At 59.1% G+C, this 22,239-nt stretch carries 20 protein-coding genes; 3 read left to right on the top strand and 17 right to left on the bottom strand.

All coding sequences use genetic code 11. The annotated features are described in order from the left end of the window. Positions 1-26: 26 nt before the first annotated feature. Positions 27-359, bottom strand: a complete 333-nt coding sequence (locus BN77_RS18165) for a four-helix bundle copper-binding protein (protein WP_007534562.1) — start codon at positions 357-359, stop codon at positions 27-29. 8 nt (positions 360-367) lie between these two features. Continuing rightward, complete coding sequence (copM, locus tag BN77_RS18160; RefSeq protein WP_007534559.1) at positions 368-826, bottom strand: CopM family metallochaperone; 459 nt, start codon at positions 824-826, stop codon at positions 368-370. Between the two features lie 615 nt (positions 827-1,441). Between copM and BN77_RS18155 the strand changes: the two genes are divergently transcribed. Next, positions 1,442-1,951, top strand: coding sequence for a cytochrome b (locus BN77_RS18155; RefSeq protein ID WP_007534557.1), 510 nt, complete (start codon positions 1,442-1,444; stop codon positions 1,949-1,951). Positions 1,952-2,419: 468 nt separating this feature from the next. Here the strand turns inward: BN77_RS18155 and BN77_RS18150 are convergent, their stop codons facing one another. Then, a complete protein-coding gene (locus BN77_RS18150; RefSeq protein ID WP_007534554.1) occupies positions 2,420-4,204 on the bottom strand; it encodes a trimethylamine N-oxide permease in 1,785 nt (594 codons plus the stop codon). 248 nt (positions 4,205-4,452) lie between these two features. On the opposite strand from BN77_RS18150, the gene BN77_RS18145 reads away from it, so the two are divergent. Continuing rightward, the gene (locus BN77_RS18145) at positions 4,453-6,822 is read left to right on the top strand and encodes a trimethylamine N-oxide demethylase (RefSeq protein ID WP_007534553.1); all 2,370 of its coding nucleotides are present in this window, start codon (positions 4,453-4,455) and stop codon (positions 6,820-6,822) included. A 5-nt stretch (positions 6,823-6,827) separates the two neighbouring features. Here the strand turns inward: BN77_RS18145 and BN77_RS18140 are convergent, their stop codons facing one another. From BN77_RS18140 to BN77_RS18075, 14 genes are all read right to left on the bottom strand, one after another. Beyond that, positions 6,828-7,424, bottom strand: a complete 597-nt coding sequence (locus BN77_RS18140; RefSeq protein WP_040677910.1) for a methyl-accepting chemotaxis protein — start codon at positions 7,422-7,424, stop codon at positions 6,828-6,830. A 117-nt stretch (positions 7,425-7,541) separates the two neighbouring features. After that, positions 7,542-8,879 (bottom strand): NAD(P)-binding domain-containing protein, encoded by a 1,338-nt coding sequence (locus BN77_RS18135; RefSeq protein ID WP_007534551.1) that lies wholly within the window; start codon positions 8,877-8,879, stop codon positions 7,542-7,544. A 66-nt stretch (positions 8,880-8,945) separates the two neighbouring features. Next, the gene (locus BN77_RS18130; protein WP_007534550.1) at positions 8,946-9,986 is read right to left on the bottom strand and encodes a heme-dependent oxidative N-demethylase family protein; all 1,041 of its coding nucleotides are present in this window, start codon (positions 9,984-9,986) and stop codon (positions 8,946-8,948) included. Between the two features lie 29 nt (positions 9,987-10,015). Further along, on the bottom strand, positions 10,016-10,981 hold the full coding sequence (locus BN77_RS18125; RefSeq protein WP_007534549.1) for a PDR/VanB family oxidoreductase: 966 nt from the start codon (positions 10,979-10,981) through the stop codon (positions 10,016-10,018). Continuing rightward, on the bottom strand, positions 10,978-11,583 hold the full coding sequence (locus tag BN77_RS18120; protein WP_007534547.1) for a dimethylamine monooxygenase subunit DmmA family protein: 606 nt from the start codon (positions 11,581-11,583) through the stop codon (positions 10,978-10,980). Before BN77_RS18120 ends, BN77_RS18125 begins: the two co-directional genes overlap by 4 nt. Before the next feature lie 11 nt (positions 11,584-11,594). Further along, complete coding sequence (locus BN77_RS18115) at positions 11,595-12,728, bottom strand: aminomethyl transferase family protein (RefSeq protein WP_007534545.1); 1,134 nt, start codon at positions 12,726-12,728, stop codon at positions 11,595-11,597. A gap of 110 nt (positions 12,729-12,838) precedes the next feature. Continuing rightward, positions 12,839-13,744, bottom strand: a complete 906-nt coding sequence (locus BN77_RS18110) for a bifunctional methylenetetrahydrofolate dehydrogenase/methenyltetrahydrofolate cyclohydrolase (protein ID WP_007534543.1) — start codon at positions 13,742-13,744, stop codon at positions 12,839-12,841. A 3-nt stretch (positions 13,745-13,747) separates the two neighbouring features. Beyond that, complete coding sequence (gene purU / locus BN77_RS18105; protein WP_007534541.1) at positions 13,748-14,632, bottom strand: formyltetrahydrofolate deformylase; 885 nt, start codon at positions 14,630-14,632, stop codon at positions 13,748-13,750. 95 nt (positions 14,633-14,727) lie between these two features. Further along, positions 14,728-16,035, bottom strand: a complete 1,308-nt coding sequence (glnT, locus tag BN77_RS18100; RefSeq protein WP_007534539.1) for a type III glutamate--ammonia ligase — start codon at positions 16,033-16,035, stop codon at positions 14,728-14,730. Between the two features lie 77 nt (positions 16,036-16,112). Next, a complete protein-coding gene (locus tag BN77_RS18095) occupies positions 16,113-17,441 on the bottom strand; it encodes an FMN-binding glutamate synthase family protein (protein WP_007534537.1) in 1,329 nt (442 codons plus the stop codon). 15 nt (positions 17,442-17,456) lie between these two features. Then, positions 17,457-18,143: a GltB/FmdC/FwdC-like GXGXG domain-containing protein gene (locus BN77_RS18090; RefSeq protein ID WP_007534535.1), complete on the bottom strand. Its 687-nt coding sequence runs from the start codon at positions 18,141-18,143 to the stop codon at positions 17,457-17,459. A 29-nt stretch (positions 18,144-18,172) separates the two neighbouring features. Then, positions 18,173-19,081, bottom strand: a complete 909-nt coding sequence (locus tag BN77_RS18085; RefSeq protein ID WP_007534533.1) for a class II glutamine amidotransferase — start codon at positions 19,079-19,081, stop codon at positions 18,173-18,175. Positions 19,082-19,173: 92 nt separating this feature from the next. Continuing rightward, on the bottom strand, positions 19,174-19,857 hold the full coding sequence (locus BN77_RS18080) for a helix-turn-helix domain-containing protein (protein WP_007534531.1): 684 nt from the start codon (positions 19,855-19,857) through the stop codon (positions 19,174-19,176). A gap of 77 nt (positions 19,858-19,934) precedes the next feature. Further along, positions 19,935-20,894: a GlxA family transcriptional regulator gene (locus BN77_RS18075; protein WP_007534529.1), complete on the bottom strand. Its 960-nt coding sequence runs from the start codon at positions 20,892-20,894 to the stop codon at positions 19,935-19,937. Between the two features lie 87 nt (positions 20,895-20,981). On the opposite strand from BN77_RS18075, the gene BN77_RS18070 reads away from it, so the two are divergent. Continuing rightward, on the top strand, positions 20,982-22,232 hold the full coding sequence (locus tag BN77_RS18070; RefSeq protein ID WP_007534528.1) for a sarcosine oxidase subunit beta family protein: 1,251 nt from the start codon (positions 20,982-20,984) through the stop codon (positions 22,230-22,232). Positions 22,233-22,239 lie beyond the last annotated feature (7 nt).

Genomic DNA, 22,239 nt, shown 5'->3' with positions numbered 1-22,239 from the left:
TGTCTCCTGGCCCTCCCATAAGGCCGTCAGGCCGCCATCTTTTCGCAGCTCTCGGCACAGCGGCGGCAAGCATCAACGCAGCTTTCCATGTCCCCGACGCGCTCGCAGTCGGCAGCGCATTCGCGGCAGATTTCGGCACACTCACGGCACGTGTGCTTGTGATGCGGTGTGCCGATCAACATGAAGTGGGCCGATGTGCGGCAGATTTCCGCGCACGCCATCATCAGCCGGAAATGGTCGGGCTTGGTGTGTTCGCCGCCCATCTCTAGGCAGTGCGTCATCGCCATCGAGAGGCACTCCTGGTAGCAGGCCAGGCAGGTTTCGATGCAGCGCTTCATTTCTTCTGATTGGTGATGCATAAAAACTCCTACTTGGCTTCCTTGTCGAGCCACTTGGTCATCTCGGCAATTTCCTTCTTCTGGGCGGCGATGACCTTCTTCGCCATGGCCCTCGCCGCCTTGTCATCGCCGTACTTAAGTTCGGCCTCCGACATGTTGATCGCACCCATATGGTGTGCAATCATCCCGCATACGAAGGCCACATCGGGGTCTTTCTGCATCATCCCTTGCATCATGTCGTCGTGCATCGACTTCATGTTCCCCATCACGGCCTTTTGGTAGTCGCCCATTTGATCCATGGGCGTGTCAATCTTCATGTCGCCGCCGGACGACATATTCATCTTCATGTCGCCGCCGGATGACGTGTCCGTCTTGGCCATATCCATCGCCTTGCATTTCTCAGGGTAAGACATTTCCTGCGCCGTTGCGGTGGCGGCCAGGGAAAGCAGTGAAACAGTGCAAGCCGCAAAAAGGAGTTTCGCTTTCATCGGTATTCTCCATTGAATTGGGTTGATCGAAACGTCACGAAGGATCGGGTTTCGGCGGCGGATCAATTGGCCGTATCAAAAGGAGCGGGTCGGCTGCGACCCTCACTGAGAAGACGACGCCCTGAGACTCCGCGAAAGTCTCGGCTACTGGACCGTGCGGGATCATGGGACAGCAATGCATGCCGATGCAGCAGGTCGGGCAATAAAGGGGACCTGAGGGGGGGATATCCCGGTGGTATTCAGCGGCATGCGCAGTTGCGCAACGATGGTCGCTCTGATTGAAGGCAGCGGCAAAGGGACCTACGCCAGCCGCCGCCAGTACCAGGACTAGCATCACGTAAAGTCGGGTCGCTTTTCTACGAAAAACCGCCACCGTGGTATTCCTTCCGCCTTCGGACCACGAAAAGAGAACCTTGTTCCCTTCTCGGATATGGATTTGCCGTCCCGGAAGGCAAGCCGAATGGTACGGCCGCAGTTGACCTGAATGAATCGTAAACACCGTCTTGCGCGGTTTCGTGGCTTCTGGCGATGGTTGCCTGGCAGTGAAATCAGTCGGGCATAGCGACTGAAAATTTACGAAACATGCCGCATCTCCTGCGGAAGGCGGGGAAAATGATGCGGCACGGCTACAGAACGTCACAGATAATCTTGCATTGGCTGATAGCCTGCCTGCTTCCCGTCCAATACCTGACGGGCGGTAGCATCGAGCGGACTCATCATACCGTGCATATGGGTGTACAGCCGTCATCCGCCGATGTGTTGCAGCACCTGGTCCACGACTATGTGGGAATGTCTATCGGCGCGCTCATGGTCCTGCGGCTCTTCCTGAGGATTATGCAACCGCCATCAGGGAGTGCATCGTCGACGGGTACAGAACTGTTGGCAAAGGTCCTTCACCTCTGCTTCTATGGGGCGATCATCGCGCAGGCTGCGCTTGGCTTCGTCGCCAGCTATCTGACCTTTTCTGTCGCGCCGCTTCACGTCATAGGCGCGAAGATGATCCTGACGATGGTCGCCATCCATTTCGCCGCCGCTGCCTGGCACACCTTGATCAAGCGGGACGGAACAATCGACCGAATGATCCTTGCCCGCAACGATGAACCTGCGACGCGGATTTTTAAGTGAGCCAGTGATCGCATTGTTCGTCAGCCTACCAAAGGTGGCGATTGGACCTAATCCAGCGCGCATCCTTCCAAATAGATGCACCGCAGGCAGACAGGACATTCGCATCATAGGCATCGGTACAATTTATGCCGGCACACAGAATGACGATATTGCAGCGCCTTACTGATCGGAGCACGAGGAAAGGCCAATGTGTATCGGTTCGTGCTTGCCCTGCTCGGGTTTCTGCACGGAAATGACTGTTCAGGCGCCGGCGTGCGAATGAAATTCGCTTTCAGATATGCTGGTTTGAGCCTCAGCCGCGATTTCGAAAACGGCTTTGCCGGAAGGTTCTCCACTTCGCCATCATCAATTCTCCTGTGTTCCAACAGGAGGCACGGAGGGTACAGATCCGATATCACCGTTATCTTGAAAAAGCCCTGCCGCAGCTTTCCGCGGCAGGAATAGCGTGGCCGATAACCGGTCCCTGCCTTACGACGGTAATTGAAAGGCCCAGTTCGCGATCAGCACGATGGCGAGGCCGCCAGCAAGCGCGAGGTAGGGCAGCATACCCGCCTTTTTGACGCCGAGATCCTGACCGACCAAGCCGAGATCGTCCATGGCCCCGGCGGGGAACTTGCCGCCGTCGCGAACATAGTGGCGATAGGCGAAGACCGGCAGGATAAGCGCTGCGAAGATGAACCCGACCCAGAGCGCGTTGGCATAGCCCCAGACCTTCGCGCCTGCGCCGAGAAAGAGAGCGTTGACGAAGGCAAGCACCGTATTGACGCCGATCAGCCAGGTAGGAGCCTTCCAGGGGCGTTCTACATGACCAGAATCCATCCGATGGATCCAGCCGGAATTAAGGTTGAGGAAGTTGAAGATAATGTAGCCGACATTTGAGACGGCGAGCACGAAGAAATAGCCGCTGGCATCGGAAGCGATCGCCAGCAGGAAAAGATTGAAGGCGAAATCGGTCCACATCGCCCGCGTCGGCGCACCGTGCTCGTTGACGTGGTCGAGATATTTCGGCAGCCAGCCGTCCTTCGAGCCCTGATAGAGCGTGCGAGAGGAACCGGCCATCGCCGTCATAATGGCGAGGAAAAGCGCCAGGATCATCAACACGACGAGAAGCTGGGTGACGATGCGGCCGGCGCCGATCAGGCCGCCGAGCGCTTCGGCGACGCCGGTGCCGTCGACAATGCCGGGCGCCAGCATGCCGGCATGGCCGAGCACGCCCTGGAAGGCGAAGGGAACGAGGAAGAAGAACAGGCAGCAGGCAAGGCCGGAATAGAAGATCGCCTTGAAAGTATCCGTCTTCGGGTTCTTCAGTTCGCGCGTATAGCAGACAGCGGTCTCAAAACCGTAGGTCGACCAGGCGGCGATATAGAGGCCACCGAGGAAAAGCGTCCAGCCGCCATTGCTCCAGGTGCCGTCGGTGCCCGCATTGGCCGCCGTCGGCGGAACCAGCCCGGTAACGTTGGCGCCAACGATCTGGCCACTAATGATCGGATAGAGGCCAATGATGAGCAACGGCACCAACACGATGATTGCCAGCCATTTTTGCACGCTCGCCGTTTCGGAGATGCCGCGATGTTGGATCGCAAAAATGATCAGCATCAGGATGCCACCGATGAAAAAGGTGGCGTTGACATTGGCGGTGGCGAGGAAAGGAATGCTGAAGCTGACGAGCGACCAACTGCGGATTGCCGGCGTCAGCGCGGCAACACCGTCAGCGCTTAATAGCGCCTTGACGGCATCCTCAGGCGAAGTGCCAGCATGGGCCGCAATATATTCGGCAACGCGGGGGCTATCGGCCGTGACCGAAGCGGCATGCGCGCTGATCCAGGCGAGAACCGCCTGAGAGTCCGCTGCCGGAATCGGGAAGAAAGCGTTGAGAATATAACCGGCCGCAATGGCGCAGCCAAGCGAGAGCACCGGCGACCACGCAAACCAGTTGCACCAGACCGACAGCGGCGCGATGAATTTCGAATAGCGCAGCCAGGCCGTGGCGCCATAGACTGAGGCGCCGCCTGACTTGTTGCCGAACATGCCGGCGATTTCGGCATAGGTGAATGATTGTAGGAAGCCCATGATCATCGAGATGATCCAGACGACAAAGGCGAGCTTGCCGGTCGTGCCTGCAATCCCGCCGATAGAAAAGAGAACAAGCGGCGGCACGCCGGCTGCCACCCAGAATGCGCCCTTCCAGTCAAGCGCGCGTATAAGCTTACCTTCGGTGCCGACAGCAACGCCGGCGTCCACGATATCCGTCATCGATGAAATTCCCCATTCTATTTTGTTCGGGACGTAACTTTGCGTACGTCTCCCTGAACGTGCCTCCCGTGGCCTGCATGGGCTGCCCGGCATTTTCCCAATCCGCGTTCCCGAGCGGATTTCCGAGTCTTGACCCTTTATGCATAGTGAAGATATTTTCTTTTTAGTCAATATGCCTTTACTTTCGGGTGGCATTTTGTCAGCATGAGTTAAGTGCCGGAGGGCACATCAAATCCCATGAGGATCATATGCGAGATCACCATCCCGGGATCGTTGGGGTGCGACCAGTATCGGCAAGCATCATCCGCTATCCCGGTATTCCCGCGCTATCGCAGGATTTCGAGCGTTACCGCTGCAAAGGTGGAGCATCCATTGTTGTTGGCGTTGAGGCAGGTGACCACGTCACCATCGTCGACAGCGAGGGAGGACAAGCCTGCGAACTTTCCTTCCTCGACGAAAACGGCCGGTTTCAATGGGCCGGCCTTGGCGCAGCCTTCACCGGCTCGGCGGACGGACTGAAGGCCATTCTCTCTTCGGATGATGAGAGTGCCGCCCGGACCCGCAGGGCGCTTGAGCGACGCGGAGCTGATCTCGGCACGGCAGGCGCGATCCGCATTTTCGGCGAAGCGTCCATTGCGGGCAGCAAGGCAGAGTTTGCTATCGCTATGAAGGGTCTGCTGATTGCCGCCGCACCCGCAGCATTGATGTCGCCTGACGCACAGGATACGGCAACACCGATCGAGGTCCATATCCGGCGCAGCAGGTTGATTCGTGACTATGCAGCGGCCCTCCCCGAGCCAATTGCCGATCCGATCGAAGACATCCGCATCAAGGCGGCGACCGCCTCAGCCTATTTCGTCCGTGCCGGAGAGTTTATCCAGATCATCGACGTCTACGGCCGGCAGTGCACAGATTTCCAGGCCTTTGCCGCCCGCAAGGTCGATAAGGGCCTCGATCTTGCGCTGGATTCCACCGTCACCCGCACCCTGCTCGGTCGCAGCTATCCTGCCCCAGGGCTGCCATCCAAAGCTTTCGACCGAGACTTCGAGCCGCTGGTGGAGATCGTCCAGGATACGGTCGGCCGCCATGACGCATTCGCGACCGCCTGCAATTCGCGCTACTACGATGACATGGGCTATCCAGGCCATGTCAATTGCACCGACAATTTCAATGCGGCGCTGGCGCCCTACGGCATACCCGGCCGCAAAGGCTGGGAGGCACTCAATTATTTCTACAATACGAATATAGACCACAACAACCAGCTCTACCTGGACGAGCCATGGTCTCGACCGGGCGATTATGTCCTGATGCGGGCGTTGACCGATCTCGTCTGCGTCTCCTCCTCTTGCCCCGACGATATCGATGCGGCCAATGGCTGGGATCCGACCGACATCCACGTCCGCACCTTCTCCGGAAAAGAAAAATTCTCACGAGCGGTAGCCTATCGCATGACCCCTGACGCCGATGCAGAACTGACGCGGGAAACCGCCTTTCACCCCCGCCTCGCGGCACTGACGCGGGATTACACCGAATATCGCGGCTACTGGCTGCCAAACCGGTTTTCCTCCGAAGGTCCGGTCGAAGAATACTGGGCCTGCCGTGAAAGGGCCGCTGTCATCGACCTGTCGCCATTGCGCAAATTCGAGGTCACGGGCCCGGATGCGGAGGAATTGCTGCAATATTGCCTGACGCGCGACGTGCGTAAGCTGTCGACTGGACAGGTCGTCTATTCCGCCATGTGCTACGAGCACGGCGGCATGATCGACGACGGCACGCTCTTTCGCCTCGGGGACAAGAATTTCCGATGGATCGGCGGCGACGACTACAGCGGCATATGGCTGCGCGAACAGGCAGAGAAGAAGGGTTACAAGGCCTGGGTCCGCTCCTCGACGGACCAGATGCACAATATCGCCCTGCAGGGTCCGAAGAGCCGCGACATTCTCAAGGAGATCATCTGGACGGCGCCACGCCAACCCGATATCGGCGAGCTCGAATGGTTCCGCTTCACCGTCGGGCGCATCGGTGGCTTCGAGGGAGCTCCCGTCGTCGTCTCGCGCACCGGCTATACCGGCGAGTTGGGCTATGAGATCTTCTGTCATCCGAAGGATGCGTTGACAGTCTTCGATGCGGTCTGGAAGGCCGGCGAGCCCTACGGGCTGAAGCCGATGGGGCTTGAGGCGCTCGACATGGTCCGGATCGAGGCAGGTCTCGTCTTCGCCAATCACGAATTCGACGATCAGACTGATCCATTCGAAGCGGGCATCGGTTTTGCCGTGCCGCTGAAATCCAAGCAGGACGATTTCATCGGCCGCGAGGCGCTCCTGCGCCGCAAGGAGCATCCCCGCCATCTGATGCTTGGCCTGGATGTGAAGGCGAACGAAACGGTTAGCCACGGCGATTGCATCCATCTCGGCCGTGCCCAGATCGGCGTCGTCACCAGTGCGACGCGCTCTCCTATCCTCGGTAAGACGGTTGCGCTCGCCCGCATCGACGTGACCCATGCCACCATCGGCACCGAGGTCGAGATCGGTAAGCTCGACGGCCACCAAAAGCGCCTGCCGGCGGTGGTGGTGCCTCTGTCACACTACGACCCGCAGAAGACCCGGCCGCGTTCGTAAAGGCTTTATTCCCTGCGCTGGGCGCTGGTGATCGCCCTTGCTGCCTCTTCGGAGGAATTGGCGAGCTGACGCATCTCGGCGGCGAGCACGGCGAAACCGGATCCTGCTGTCCCCGCCCTCGCCGCCTCGATACCTGCATTGACGGCAAGGAGCTTCAGGTAGCGCAGCGAGTGCAGGATCTCGTTGGTCTTCGAGGCAGTGATGCGCATACCGGCAGTCTGCTCGTCGATGCGCTGGTAGAGCGACTCGATGTTGATGATGCTGCCCTCGAGATAGAGCAGCTCGCCATTTTCATCCCAGACGCCGCCTCCCGTCTCCGTCACCCAGACATAATGTCCGTCACGGTGGCGGATACGATATTCCATCGTCCAGTCGATGCGGCCTTCCAGCGCGATGCCCACGACCTTATCCATCAGAGGCACGTCCTCCTCGCACATGATCGACGTGAAGGTGCGTTTAACATTGCCGATGATCTCCTCGGCTGGATAGCCGAAGATGCGTTCGATGCCATCGGTCATCTCCAGCATCGTATAGTTTTCGTCTGCCCGGCAGCGGTAAAGAAAACCGGCCATGCGGCCGAGAACGCTTGTCTGGAAATCCATGAAGGCCATGCCCCGAAGAGAAGGTTGCGGATGAACTCGTTTCGTTTCAACACATAAAAGGCCGGCAAAGGCTGCTCTTCGCCTCCCTTGCCGGTTAGGTGGGGAAGTGACCGCGGATCAATTGCGCAGATATTCCTCCATGGAATCATCGAGCGCATCGACCCACGGTGTATGATGTGTCGGCGACATGGTGCCGGTCATCAGCGAGCGATAGGCATTGTCGCGGAAGCCCATGATGTTTTCAGCCTTGTGATGCTCCCACTCCATGAAGGTTCGATTCGTGCCTTCGATGTCGAAGCTCGGATAGTCGGTCTCGGCGAGCAACTCCTTCACATAATCGCCCTGGAACCAGATCATCTGCTCGGCATCCTCGAGCGTTTCCTCGCGGGCGCGCCATTTGTCGAAGTTTGCCTGCAGGTCTTCCTCGTGCGGCAGCTTGATGCGGCCCATCATGACATCGCGCGCCCACCAGGCCTGCACGTCGAACATGTTGAAGGTGTAGAACTGATCCTGCATGCCGATATAGAAGAGCTGCGGATTCTTGTCGAAGATCACGCCCCTGTAGAGGTGGTCGGCCCAAAGGCGGTTTGCCGTCTTCAGCCGCAGGTCATCTGGCAGGAAGGGGAAATGATGCTGATAGCCCGTGCAGAGAATCAGCGCATCGACATCCTTCGATGAGCCGTCGAGGAAATAGGCCGTCTTGTTTTCAAGCCGCGTCAGCAGAGGCCGCTCTTCGAAGTTTGCAGGCCATTTGAAGCCCATCGGCTTGGAGCGATAGCTCGTCGTTACGGATTTCGCCCCATATTTCCAGCATTGCGATCCGATATCCTCGGCCGAATAGCTGCGGCCGACCAAAAGCACGTCCTTGTCCCTGAACTCCAGCGCATCGCGGAAATCGTGCGCGTGCAACACGCGGCCATTGAAGGTCTTTACACCCTCGAAATAGGGCACGTTCGGCGTCGAGAAGTGACCCGAGGCAACGACGACATAATCGAACACCTCGTCATACATCCGGTCCTTTGTGCGGTCGTGCGCCGTCACCGTGAACTTCTTCGTCTCTTCATCGAAGCGCACCATGCGCACCGGCGTGCTGAAGCGCACCCATTTGCGCACATCGGCCTTTTCGACGCGTCCCTTGATATAATCCCAAAGCACAGCCCGAGGCGGATAGGAGGCGATAGGCTTGCCGAAATGCTCCTCGAAGGAATAATCGGCAAATTCCAGGCATTCCTTCGGGCCGTTCGACCAGAGATAGCGATACATGCTGCCATGGACGGGTTCGCCATATTCATCGAGGCCCGTGCGCCAGGTATAATTCCAAAGGCCGCCCCAATCGGACTGCTTTTCGAAGCAGACGACTTCCGGAATATCAGCACCCTTCTTTGCTGCCGATTGAAAGGCCCTCAACTGGGCAAGGCCCGAAGGGCCGGCACCGATAACGGCAACTCGTGTCATGTGGCATTTCCCTCTTCGATTGTATCGACGTTCTTTTGGCAAGCACTGTTTGGCATGGCGTGCGCATCAATCCGGGAAAATGCCGGGACTGGTCGGGACGCCGTCGTCATATTTCGAAAGCCAGTCGATCGTGGTCTGGCGGTAGCGGGTCAGGCCCTTGTAGTCGATGAGTTCCGGCGGCAGGGTTTTCAGCACACGCGGGAAGCGGCGCGCCCATTTGGGCACGGTCACCAGTTCGTTCATGTTCATCAGATAGCAGCGGATGACGAAGAGAATGGCGTTCGACCGCGGCAGGCGCCACAGGCTCTGCAGCTCCACGCGAAGATGCACCTTTTCGCCGACGTTTTCCGGTGTGACCGTGGTGCGGTCCGGACCCCATTTCGGATAATTTTCCGGGCTGGTATCGAGACGCGGATTGATCGTCATCGTCCAGTTGAAACGGCGCGTGGGCTTGCCCTGCTGCAGGTTCAAAAGGAACTTCAGCGCGCGCTCGAAGATGCCTTTCTGGTGGGCAAGCGGCACCGGCCCGTGCCACTCCATGAAGTTCATGCCGATGTCGAAATCGAGCGACCAGTCGGCCTGGGTCGTGACCATGCCGGCATCCATCCACAGATTGGCGTCACGCTGGTCGACGATGCAAAAGTCGCCCTGAGCTTGGCGGGTAATGTATTCGAACGGCTCATAGGGCAGTGTCGACGCGTCGCCGAAGGTGAAGCTGTCGTCGATGCCGAGCGGGCGGTTGATCCAGCGCCACTGTTCGCCATTCCTTATGAGCGTGAAATGTTCGGGATAGCCGGCCGCCTGCTCTTCCATCAGCAGTTCCAGCGTATCCCATTGCGCTGTCATCATGTGCGGCAGCGCCTGATAGCGTAGCGGATCTTCCTTCAGCACCAGAGCCCGGTCGTGCATCTCGGCGACATAGTGCTCGTCGACGTCGATGAGGCTTTCAAAGACCGTATTCTTCTGCCCCTTCACATGCGGTTCCATGTTGACGGAATACATGTATTCGTCGCGGTCGAAGGGAAATGGAAAGCGCCGGATGTTTTCTGGACTGTTGCGATAGCTGAAATCGTCTCGAAACGTTTCCTGCTTGAAGGCGATTGCCATGTCCGTTCTCCTGGATATCGGCCGAATGCCTAGAGGTCGAGATGCAGCGCGCTCCCCTCAAAGCGGGAGACGCAGATCATTACCTTTCGGTCGGAGGCCTTTTCTTCATCGTTCAGATAGACGTCGTTATGCAGAAGTTTGCCATCACAGACGGCAACGCCTGTCTCGCATTGTCCGCATGCTCCGCCGCGACAGAGGTAGGGTGCATCGACACCCGCCGCCTCGATCGCTTCCAGCATGCTTTCGTGATGGCCGACATGTACGGTCTTGCCCGATCGGGTCAGCACGATGGAGAAGGGCTTGCCGGGTTGTGATGACAGGAAGCGTTCCGAATGGAGATTTTGCTCCGGCCATCCGGCTTGGATACCCGTTTTCAGCACGCCATCGATCATCCCGGCCGGACCACACACATAGAGATGCGTGCCGAGCGGCTGACTTTCGAGAAGGCGGGAGACCGGAATGAAATTGCGATCGGAGTCACAATAGATTTTCACGCGCTGCGAGCCATATTGTTCGACAAGCTCGCGGCAGTAAGCGCCTTGATCAAGCGAACGAACAGCATAGTGCAACTCGAAATTGGCACCTTCGCGGGAAAACTGCTCCATCATCGCGATGAAAGGGGTGATGCCGATGCCGCCGGCGATCAAGAGATGCTTGCGGCCACGCCAGTCCGGCTGGAAGAAATTGACGGGATAGGAGACCTTGAGCTCGTCGCCCTCCCTTACCTTGTCATGCATGAAGGCGGAGCCACCGCGCGATTCTTCAACCCGCAGCACGCTGATCTCATAGGCCGAGCAATCATGTGGCGGCGACATGAGCGAATAGGCGTTGCGGCGCACATGGGCTTCATCGTTCATCGAGACGATGACGTGAGCGCCGCCGGAAAAATAGGGCATGGGTTTACCGTCGAGACGCTCGAAACGGAACCGCTTTATCCGTTCGGCAACCGGCGTCACCTTTGCGACGCGGACCGGAATTTCTGTACCACCGCTCACAAAAACAACTCCTCGGGATCGGGCGCACTGCCTGGTTCCTCTGCATCGATATTGACACCCTGGAAGGCGCCCAGGCGGCGCGAATAATGATCGCGGACCAGAAGCGGCAGCCGGCAATGGCCGCAGTTAAACGGGCTATGCGTCACATCGTCTGTGACGCCCTTGCAGTGCACGCACTGTACCCGCCTTGCGAGCGAGCCGCGATGCTCCGTTATGATCGAGGCGTGGTCCATGCCCAAATCCATCGCCACCATCATCGCTTGGCCGATAAATCCCTCGGTGCCGGCGATATAGAGCCTCGTGCCCATGTGAGCCGTCGAAAGCGAGCCTCTCAGGCGGAAGAGCAACGTGGCGATCGTCGGCGCCGTGAAGAACATGTCGGCGCCAAGATTGCGCAAGGAAGCATCATGCCCCTTGCCCTGCGAGCCGCGTGCAACGTAAAGGATCTCGCTACGCGACAGCGTTGCGTCATCGAGCACGGCGCCTTGATCGAGAAGAGCAAGGGCGCCTTCCCCTTCGAGAACGAAGAGGTGTCGCCGGGCATGTGGCTGAATGGAGAGACCACGGTAAGCCGGTCGGCTCTTAATGCCTTCGACAAGCATGAGCGCCTCCTTTAGCCGATGGCCGTCCTCTTCTTCTTTTCCGGATCGTCGAATGGCAGCGTATGGGCAATCGCGCTCGCCTTGCGGTTTTGGCCGCGGACTTCCAGCTTCGTGCCTTGCACAGCCTTGTCGACATCGAGACGGGCGATCGCCATCGACTTCTTGGTAAGCGTCGAATAGCAGGGGCAGGTGATGACCCCGACCTTTTTGCCCTCGTAATAGACTTCGTCGCCGAGATCGGCCGGACCGTCAGCATCAATCAGCATGCCGAAGATCTTGAATCGTTCCTTGCCCTTGAGACGTGCATGTTCCTCGGCGCCGCGGAAACCGGTCTTGCCGGGGCTAACGGTGAAATCCAGGCCGAGCTCCCACAGGCTGTCGCCGGGCGGCTGGTCGGCGAAGGGATACATTTGCGAGTTATCATAGGGATAGAAGAGCAGATAGCTTTCGACGCGCAGCATGTCGAGGACGCTGAAGCAGCAGGGAATGATCCCCATCTCTTCACCTTCCGAGACGATGCGGTCCCAGACCAAGGACGCATCTTGTCCGCGCACGAAGATCTCGTAACCGCGCTCGCCGGTATAGCCGGTGCGCGAGATCATCACAGGCGCGCCGAACAGCGTCGTTTGCATATGATGGAAGTATTTGAGATCGCGGATGCCGGGCACATATTTGGCGAGATAATCGACAGCGATCGGTCCTTGCAGTGACAGATCGTGTAGGTCATCGTCGAAGAGGACGGCGCAGTTGCGGCCGGTCGCCTGCTTGAGCACTTCCTCGTGGCCGGACCCAGAGCCATGCACCAGCATCCACGAGTTCGGACCGGTGCGATAGACGATGCAGTCGTCCGTGAAGTAGCCGCGGTCGTTGAGCATCGCGGCATAGACCGAGCGGCCGGGATAGATCTTCGACATGTCGCGCGTCGTGATATAGTCGAGAACGGCAATGGCGTGCGGCCCAACCAGATGCACCTTTTTGAGGCCGGAAACGTCCATGATGCCGGCCTTGGTGCGGATCGCGACATGCTCCTGCGAGATGTCCTTATCGTAGGTCCAAGCGGTTCCCATGCCGCTCCAGTCCTCGAGTTTCGATCCGAGAGCACGGTGCCGGTCCGCCAGGGCGGAGAAACGCCATGATAATGCCATTCGTTCCCTCTTTTTCTTCTATGGAATATTTATTTCCTGAGTATAATTATCTTTCACGCCTTGGCAAGCCGATCCGAAGGGTTTTTCTCACTCTCGAGATAGCATTTCGCTCAAAACTTCGGCGGCCTTTTGCCGGCGGCGCGATGGGCTGCGATAACGGTATTGGCCATCAACATGGCAATCGTCATCGGCCCGACACCGCCAGGAACCGGCGTGATCGCGGCAGCTACATCGGCAGCCTCTCCATAGGCGACGTCGCCGACCAGCCGGCTCTTGCCCTCGCCCCGCTCCGGCGCATCGATCCGGTTGATGCCGACATCGATAACGGTGGCGCCCGGCTTCACCCAATCCGCTTTCACCATTTCCGGGCGGCCGACGGCCGCCACCAGAATATCGGCACCTCTTGCGACGGAGGCGAGATCCTTGGTGCGCGAATGCGCCGTCGTAACCGTCGCATTGGCAGAAAGCAGCAATTGCGCCATGGGCTTGCCGAACAGGTTGGAGCGGCCGATGACCACAGCATTCAGACCTGACAGATCCTCACCATGGATGGAGCGCACCAAAAGCATGGCGCCGGCCGGCGTGCAGGAGATCAGTCCGGTTGCCAGATCGCCGGTCGCCAGCTTGCCGGCATTGACGACATGCAGGCCGTCGACATCCTTCTGTGGCTGGATCGACTGAATGATCGCATCGGAATTCAGATGTTTCGGCAGCGGCAGCTGAACGAGAATGCCGTGGATCATGGGATCGTCGTTCAGCGCCGCCACCAGGCCGGCAAGCTCTTCCTGCGTCGTTTCGGTCGGCAGTGTGTGTTGGATGGAGTTGAAGCCGCATTCTTTGGCCATGCGACCCTTGGCGCCGACATAGGTGTGGCTGGCCGGATCATCGCCGACGATGACGACTGCAAGCCCGGTCTTCACCCTGGCCTCTTGCTCAAGTCCTGTCGCTGCGGCCTTTACAGCCTCGATTACCGAAGCCGCCGCTTGTCTCCCGTCGATCACTGCCGCAGACGTCATCGCTCACCCCATGCGCTCGGAGGCATAGGAACCAGGGCTTGCCGGGAAGACGACGGTACGATTGCCGTTCAGGAAGGTGCGGAAGTGGATATGCGCATGGATGGCGCGGGCCAGCACCTGGCTCTCCACATCGCGGCCGATCGAGACATAGTCGTCGGCCGACTGCGCATGGGTGATGCGCGCCGTGTCCTGCTCGATGATCGGACCCTCGTCGAGATCGGCCGTCACATAATGCGCCGTCGCCCCGATCAGCTTCACGCCGCGCTCGTAGGCCTGCTTGTAGGGGTTCGCTCCCTTGAAGGACGGCAGGAAGGAATGATGGATGTTGATGATCCGGCCCGACATCTTCCGGCACAGCGCATCCGACAAAACCTGCATGTAGCGCGCCAGAACGACGAGTTCGGTGCCGGTCTGGTCGACGATTTCCATCAGCTGAGCTTCGGCCTGCGGCTTGTTGTCCTTCGTCACCTTGATGTGGTGGAAGGGGATATCGTGATTGACGACAACCTTTTGGTAATCGAAATGATTGGAGACGACCCCGACGATGTCGATCGGCAGCGCGCCGATCTTCCAGCGATAGAGCAGGTCGTTCAAGCAATGGCCGAAGCGCGAGACCATGAGCAGCACCTTTATGCGCTTCTTGGCATCGTGGATTTCGGCATCCATGGCGAACTTGCCGGCGATCGGCTTGAAACCTTCGACAAGCGCTGGGCCGCCGATGCCTTCTTCTGAGATGAAGGAGACGCGCATGAAGAACTTGCCGGTATCGAGATCGTCGAACTGGCTGGAATCGACGATGTTGCAGCCCTGCTCGGCCAGATAGTTCGAGATCGCCGCAACGATCCCACGCGTCGATTTGCACGTCACTGTCAATACATAGCTCGTCATGCTGATCTTGATCCGCCGTCCATGGTTGGAAATCCGCCTCTGCGCCGGGTATGTCCCGGCGCATTGGTCATTTCAGGCATCTTTTGGCTCTGCACTCAGATATCGAGCGTGCTGTCGCGCTCCCACTGCGTGAAATGCGAACAGTAGGCGTTCCATTCCTGATGCTTCAGCTTCAGATAGGCTTCGGAGAACTCCAAACCGATCGCCTGCTTCAGACCCTCGTCCTCGTCATAGGCTCGCAGGGCGTCGAGCAGATTGAGCGGAAGGCGCGGTGCATTCTTTACCAGGTGGCCCTCCGCATACATGTCGATATCATGATGAGGTCCCGGATCGGCCCGGCTGCGCAAGCCGTCGAGGCCTGCAGCGATAATGACCGCCTGCAAGAGGTAGGGATTGACCGCGCCATCTGGCAGGCGCAGCTCGAAGCGGCCCGGGCCCGGCACACGCACCATATGGGTCCGGTTGTTGCCGGTCCATGTCACGGTATTGGGGGACCAGGTAGCACCCGATGTCGTGCGCGGCGCGTTGATGCGCTTATAGGAATTGACCGTCGGGTTGGTGATCGCCGCCAGTGATGAAGCATGCTTCATGATGCCGCCGAGGAAATGCTTACCCTGGGCCGACAGACCGAATTCGGCCTCTCTATCTGCAAAGACGTTGATCCTGCCGTCATTGTCCCACACTGAGATATGGCAATGGCAGCCATTGCCTGTGAGGCCCTTGAAGGGTTTGGGCATGAAGGTGGCGCGAAGCCCGTGCTTCTCAGCGATCGACTTGACCATGAATTTGAAGAAGGAATGCTTGTCGGCCGTCTTCAGTGCATCGTCGAACTCCCAGTTCATCTCGAACTGGCCGTTGGCGTCCTCGTGGTCGTTCTGATAGGCGCCCCAGCCGAGTTCCAGCATATAGTCGCAGATTTCCGAGATGACGTCGTAGCGCCGCATAACGGCCTGCTGGTCATAGCATGGCTTTTCCGCCGTGTCGTATTCGTCGGATATCTTGCTGCCATCGGGAGTGATCAGGAAGAATTCCGCTTCGACGCCGGTCTTGACCCGCTTGCCTTCGGCCGCGGCCTGCCTGACGAGCTTCTTCAACACATTGCGCGGCGCCTGGCCGACGAGTTCGCCTTCCATCATGCAATCGGCCGCGACCCAGGCAACATCCTTCTTCCACGGGAGCTGGATGACGGAGGATGCATCAGGCACGGCGAAAAGATCGGGATGGGCGGGCGTCATGTCGAGCCAGGTCGCAAAGCCGGCAAAGCCGGCGCCCTCTTCCTGCATACCGGCAATCGCCTGGGCCGGCACCAGTTTGGCGCGCTGAGCGGAAAAAAGATCCGTATAACTGATCATGAAATATTTGATGCCTTTGTCTTTTGCAAAGGCAGCAAGATCCAGTGTCATTCTCGTTCCCCTTTGGATTTCTTCGAGACACTTCGATGATGCATGCAGCGGCCGGGCCCCTCGGCCCGGCCGGAATCTTAAAAGCCTCCCTTACCTGGATACCAGTTGGTGCCGGCAAGTGGAATCTGCGCCATGGCGGCAGCTTCCATTGTTAGCGCACACAAGTCCTCCGGCTCCAGGTTGTGCAGATGATTTTTGCCGCAAGCGCGCGCGATCGTCTGCGCCTCCAGGGTCATCACCTTGAGATAATTGGCAAGGCGCCTGCCGGCCGCAACAGGATCGAGGCGCTTGGCAAGCTCCGGATCCTGCGTCGTGATGCCAGCCGGGTCCTTGCCCTCGTGCCAGTCATCATAGGCACCGGCCGTCGTGCCGAGTTTCTGATACTCTTCCTCCCATTTGGGATCGTTGTCGCCGATTGCGACGAGCGCCGCCGTGCCGATGGCAACTGCATCCGCGCCAAGCGCAAGCGCCTTTGCCACATCCGCACCGGAGCGGATGCCACCGGAAATGATGAGCTGCACCTTACGATGCATGCCGAGATCCTGCAGCGCCTGGACGGCGGGTCGAATACAGGCGAGCGTCGGCATGCCGACATTCTCGATGAAGACGTCCTGTGTCGCAGCGGTGCCACCCTGCATGCCATCGAGCACGACGACATCGGCACCGGCCTTGACAGCGAGGGCCGTGTCATAATAGGGCCGCGCACCGCCGACCTTGACGTAGATCGGCTTCTCCCAATCGGTGATTTCGCGCAATTCCATGATCTTGATTTCGAGATCGTCCGGGCCGGTCCAGTCTGGATGGCGGCAGGCCGAGCGCTGATCAATGCCTTTCGGCAGATTGCGCATGTTGGCGACGCGATCCGAGATCTTCTGGCCGAGCAGCATGCCGCCGCCGCCAGGCTTTGCCCCCTGCCCGACGACCACTTCGATCGCATCGGCGCGGCGCAAGTCTTTTGGATTCATGCCGTAGCGCGAGGGGAGATACTGATAGACCAGTGTCTGCGAATGGCCGCGCTCCTCGTCCGTCATGCCACCGTCGCCTGTCGTGGTCGACGTGCCGGCAAGCGTTGCGCCCCGCCCGAGCGCTTCCTTGGCGTTGCCCGAAAGAGCACCGAAGCTCATGCCGGCGATAGTAATCGGGGTCTTCAACGTGATTGGCTTCTTGGCGAAACGGCTGCCGAGGACGACGGTGGTATCGCATTTCTCGCGATAGCCTTCGAGCGGATAGCGTGAGATCGAAGCGCCGAGGAACAGCAGATCATCGAAATGGGGCACCTTGCGCTTGGTGCCGGCGCCGCGAATATCGTAGATGCCGGTCGCCGCCGCACGGCGGATTTCAGCGAGCGTATGATCGTCGAAGGTGGCCGACTTGCGCGGCGGCGTGTATGGATTGTGGTAGCTCATGGGGTCCCCTTCGTCTCAATACGCGTCGGCATTATCGATGTTGAAATTATAAAGTTTGCGGGCTGATCCGTAGCGCTTGAACTCCCTGGGCGCGATGCCACGCACGCCGGCCTTTTCGAGAAGCTCAGAGAGCTTTGCCAGATGCTCCGGACGCATTTCCTTTTCGACGCAGTCTGAACCGAGGCTTTTGACCGAGCCACGAACAAAGAGCTTGGCTTCATAAAGGCTATCGCCCAGCGCATCGCCGGCGTCACCGAGCACGACCAGATGGCCGGACTGCCCCATGAAGGCGGACATATGGCCGATATTGCCGTAGACGACGATATCGATGCCCTTCATCGAGATGCCACAGCGCGACGCTGCGTTGCCCTTGATGACGAGCAAGCCTCCGCGGCCGGTCGCCCCCGCATATTGGCTGGCGTCACCTTCGATGATGACGCTGCCGGACATCATGTTCTCGGCGACACCAGGACCCGCCGAGCCATGCACGGTGACGATACCGCCATCGTTCATGCCGGCGCAGTAATAGCCGACGGACCCTTTGATATCGACGGTGACCGGCGCGTCGATGCCGGCGGCGACAGCATGGTGGCCGCGCGGATTGATGACTTCGAAGGCCGTGTCGTTGGCGCCTGCCGCAAGGCCATGGAGTGTGCTGTTGAGTTCGCGCAGCGGCGTGACGGATAGGTCGAAAACTGGCATGAAAAACTCTCTCGATTGCAGCGCGCCGATCAGGCAGCCTTTTCGTGATCCCAGAAATAGACGGTTGCCGGCTCCGGCTCCCATATGCGGGCATTCTCGATGCCCGGGAGATTGACCAACGCGCGATATTCGGAGCCGAAGGCGACATATTGATCGGTTTCCGCCATGACCGCCGGCTTGCAGGCAATTGGATCGCGGACGACACCGAAGCCCGACTTGGTGCCGACGACGAAAGTAAAGAAGCCATCGAGATCGTCGACCGCGCTTTCAAGCGCCGCCCCGAGATCCTTGCCTTTGGCCATCTCTGCCGTGAGATAGGCGGCGGCGACTTCGGTGTCGTTTTCCGTTTCGAAGATCATGCCCTCGCGCTTCAGCTCGCGGCGCAGGTTATTGTGGTTCGACAGAGAACCGTTGTGAACAAGGCACTGGTCCGCGCCGGTGGAGAAGGGATGCGCACCGAGCGTGGTAACGGCCGATTCCGTCGCCATGCGGGTATGCCCAATGCCGTGCGTGCCGGACATGTCGGTCACGCCAAAGCGCGAGACCACATCTTTCGGCAGGCCGACTTCCTTGTAGATCTCGACGGTATCACCGCTGCTCATGACGCGGATCTCCGGCCGCAGTGCCGTCAGGGCCGCCCTGCCCTCGTCGAGCTTGTCCTTGGCAAGGGTGATGACCGCGTGCGTGTACTTGACCACCACGGTCACCGGGACCTCGAGCGCCCGCCGCAGTGCATGTTCCAGCCCCTCGAAATCCTTGGCCGGATCGGCCGACTGAACGGTTATCTTCGCTGTATTGCCAATATCGTTGCCGTAGATCGCAATGCCCGCGCTGTCAGGTCCGCGATCGGTCATCTTGATCAGCATGGAAGACAGAAGCGCGCCGAGTTTCGGCTCCAGCGCCTTATCCTTCAGGAAAAGACCGACAATTCCGCACATGCCCGAACCCTCCGTTTTTGCATCTGCAAAATGGCTATCAGGTCCGCCGCCGTCTTTCAACTCAAAAGAATATTTTTTTCTTTTAAGGCAAGTCAGTCGGTCTTGCCGCGTTGTGGGTAACTGATGATCGACAGATATTTTGCCGGGAGTTTCACCAGCACTTCCGGTCCATGCGGCGCGTCGGCATCGAAGAAGAGACTGTCGCCCGGCTGCATGGGATAGAGCTGATCGCCGTGTCGGTACATCACCTCGCCCTCGAGCATATAGAGGAACTCCATGCCCTCATGCTGGAAGGTGGGGAAGACATCCGAATCTGCCGTCAGGGTGATGAGATAGGGCTCGACGATGACGCCGCTCGAATTATTGTCGATATGCCCAAGCAGATTATATTGATGACCCGCGCGCGTGCCCCGCCGCTCAAGCTCCACACCCTGGCCGGCCTTGACGAAGACGGCATTGTGCGGCTCCTCGTAGCGGCGGAAGAAGGCTGTCAGCGGAACGCCGAGCGCGCGCGACAACGATTGCAGCGTCGTCAGCGACGCCGATATATTGCCGTTCTCGATCTTCGACAGCATGCCGAGCGAGATACCCGTCGCGGCTGCGAGATCCGTCACGGTGATGCCGAGCTTCTTGCGATAGGCGCGGACCTCGTGGCCGATCGCCATTTCGAGATTGTTTTCTTTTGGTTCGCGAAGCGCATGTGGATTCTGCGAGAAGGCCGTGCGTCCGGTGTGGGATTGGTCGTCGGTTGCTATCTGGTCTGCCTTGGTTTTCATTCTTTATCCTTTTGCCGGCAGGGCTTGCATGGAAGAACTCTATCCTCGCAGTGAAATTATCTCAACTGCCGCGAAAATCAGGCGCGACGGGTTTCGCCGGGCGTAATCCCATACAAAGAGCGATAGGCTCGGGCAAAATGTGCGCCACTGGAAAAGCCCGTAGCAATGGCAATTTCTGAAATCGAAAGCGGGCCCTGTTCCAGAAGCCGCCTGGCATGCCGTAGCCTTATTTGCCGATATTGCTCAAGGAATGTCGAGCCGAGATGACTGGCAAACAGTCGGTCGAGGTGACGCGGCGTGACCCCGGCAATTCGCGCCATGGCCGTGCGGTCGAGCGGCATCTCGATCGTTTCCTCCATTTTTTCAAGCACGCTCAGCAAACCCGGGTGATACACGCCATAGCGTTCGGCGAGCGAGCCGCGCTGCGGCGCCGTCGGTTCGCCAACTTCGGTGTGCAGATACCAGTCGCTGACGCGCCGGGCAAAATCAGCGCCCATGCGCTCGGATATCAGCACATGCAGCATGTCAAGGGGTGCAACGCCACCGCCGCAGGTGATTCGATTACCGTCGATGACAAAGCGTGCCTGACGCGGTGACAGCGCGGGAAAAGCTTCAAGCAGCGCCGGCGCGTGCTCCCAGTGGATGGTGAAATCGCGCTCGGCCAGAAGGCCGGCCGCGGCAAGCAGATAAGGTCCCCCGGAAATACCCCCGATACGCACGCCCTCACGCGCGAGTTGGCGTAGGCAGGCAAGTACCGAAGGGTATTGCCAATCGCGCGGCGATCCGCCGGCGCAGACGAAGACCGTCCCGAGACCAGAGCCGCGACCCGGAAGCGGCTCGGCCGGCACCGGCACGCCTCCTGACGAGACCGCCGAGGTGCCGTCCGGCGAAAACGTCGACAATCGATAGATTTCCCGCCCGGCCAAGAGGTTGGCGGCGCGCAACGGCTCGCTTGCCGACGCAAAGGACATCAATGCGAAGCCCGGGATCAGAATGAAGCCTATCGCCTGGGTATTTCTTGGGTCGATCGAGATCATGTCCTTTTTTTATTGAAGTAGGTCCCAATTAGGCAAGTCGGTATTTTTCACTCTGTCATCATGAGTGGAATTCAAGCGGACCTGACCATGCGCTATTCGGCTTTCTCAGTTTTCCTAAATGGCCTTCGCGGCAATAGCGGCTGGGGGCCTGCATGGCGGCAGCCACAACCGAAGCCGCATTATGATGTTATCATCATTGGTGGTGGGGGCCACGGACTAGCGACAGCCTATTATCTGGCCAAGACCTTCGGCATCACCAATGTCGCCGTTCTGGAAAGGGGCTATCTCGGCTCGGGCAATATCGGCCGCAATACCACAATCATCCGCTCCAATTACCTGCTGCCCGGCAACAATCCTTTCTACGAACTCTCTATGAAGCTCTGGGAAGGACTGGAACAGGACTTCAACTTCAACGCCATGGTCTCGCAGCGCGGCGTACTCAATCTCTTTCATTCCGATGCGCAGCGCGATGCCTATACCCGCCGAGGCAATGCCATGCGCCTGCACGGCGTCGATGCCGAGTTGCTTGATCGCGAAGCTGTGCGCAAGAAGCTGCCCTTCCTCGATTTTGAGAATGCTCGCTTCCCGATCATGGGCGGCCTGCTGCAGGCGCGCGGCGGCACGGTTCGCCATGATGCTGTTGCCTGGGGTTATGCCCGCGGCGCAGACAGCCGCGGCGTCGACATCATCACTGGCTGTGAAGTCACAGGCATCCGCACCGACCAAGGCCGCGTCACTGGTGTTGAAACCACCAAGGGCTTCATCGGCTGCGGCAAGCTGGCGCTTGCGGCCGCCGGCAATTCCACCGTCGTCGCCAACCTGGCTGGCCTGCGCCTGCCGATCGAGAGCCATGTGCTGCAGGCATTCGTCTCAGAGAGCCTGAAGCCTTTCATAGACTGCGTCGTCACTTTCGGTGCTGGACATTTCTACGTCTCGCAATCCGACAAGGGCGGCCTCGTCTTCGGGGGCGATATCGACGGCTACAATTCCTATGCCCAGCGCGGCAACCTCGCGACCGTCGAACATGTCGCCGAAGCAGGCGTGGCGATGATCCCGGCACTGACCCGCGTGCGCTATCTGCGCAGCTGGGGCGGCGTCATGGACATGAGCATGGACGGTTCCCCTATCATCGACCGAACCCATCTCGATAATCTCTATCTGAACGCCGGCTGGTGCTACGGAGGCTTCAAGGCGACACCCGCGTCGGGCTACTGCTACGCCCATCTCATCGCCCGCAACGAGCCGCATGAGACGGCAAGACAATTGCGCCTCGACCGGTTTCAGCGCGGCTATCAGATCGACGAAAAGGGTGTCGGCGCCCAACCGAACCTGCATTGAGGACATG

The organism is Rhizobium mesoamericanum STM3625 (genome assembly GCF_000312665.1).
GTDB classification, from domain to species: domain Bacteria; phylum Pseudomonadota; class Alphaproteobacteria; order Rhizobiales; family Rhizobiaceae; genus Rhizobium; species Rhizobium mesoamericanum.
The sequence above is the reverse complement of the archived record's forward strand: the minus strand, read 5'-3'. Positions and strand labels throughout refer to the sequence as shown.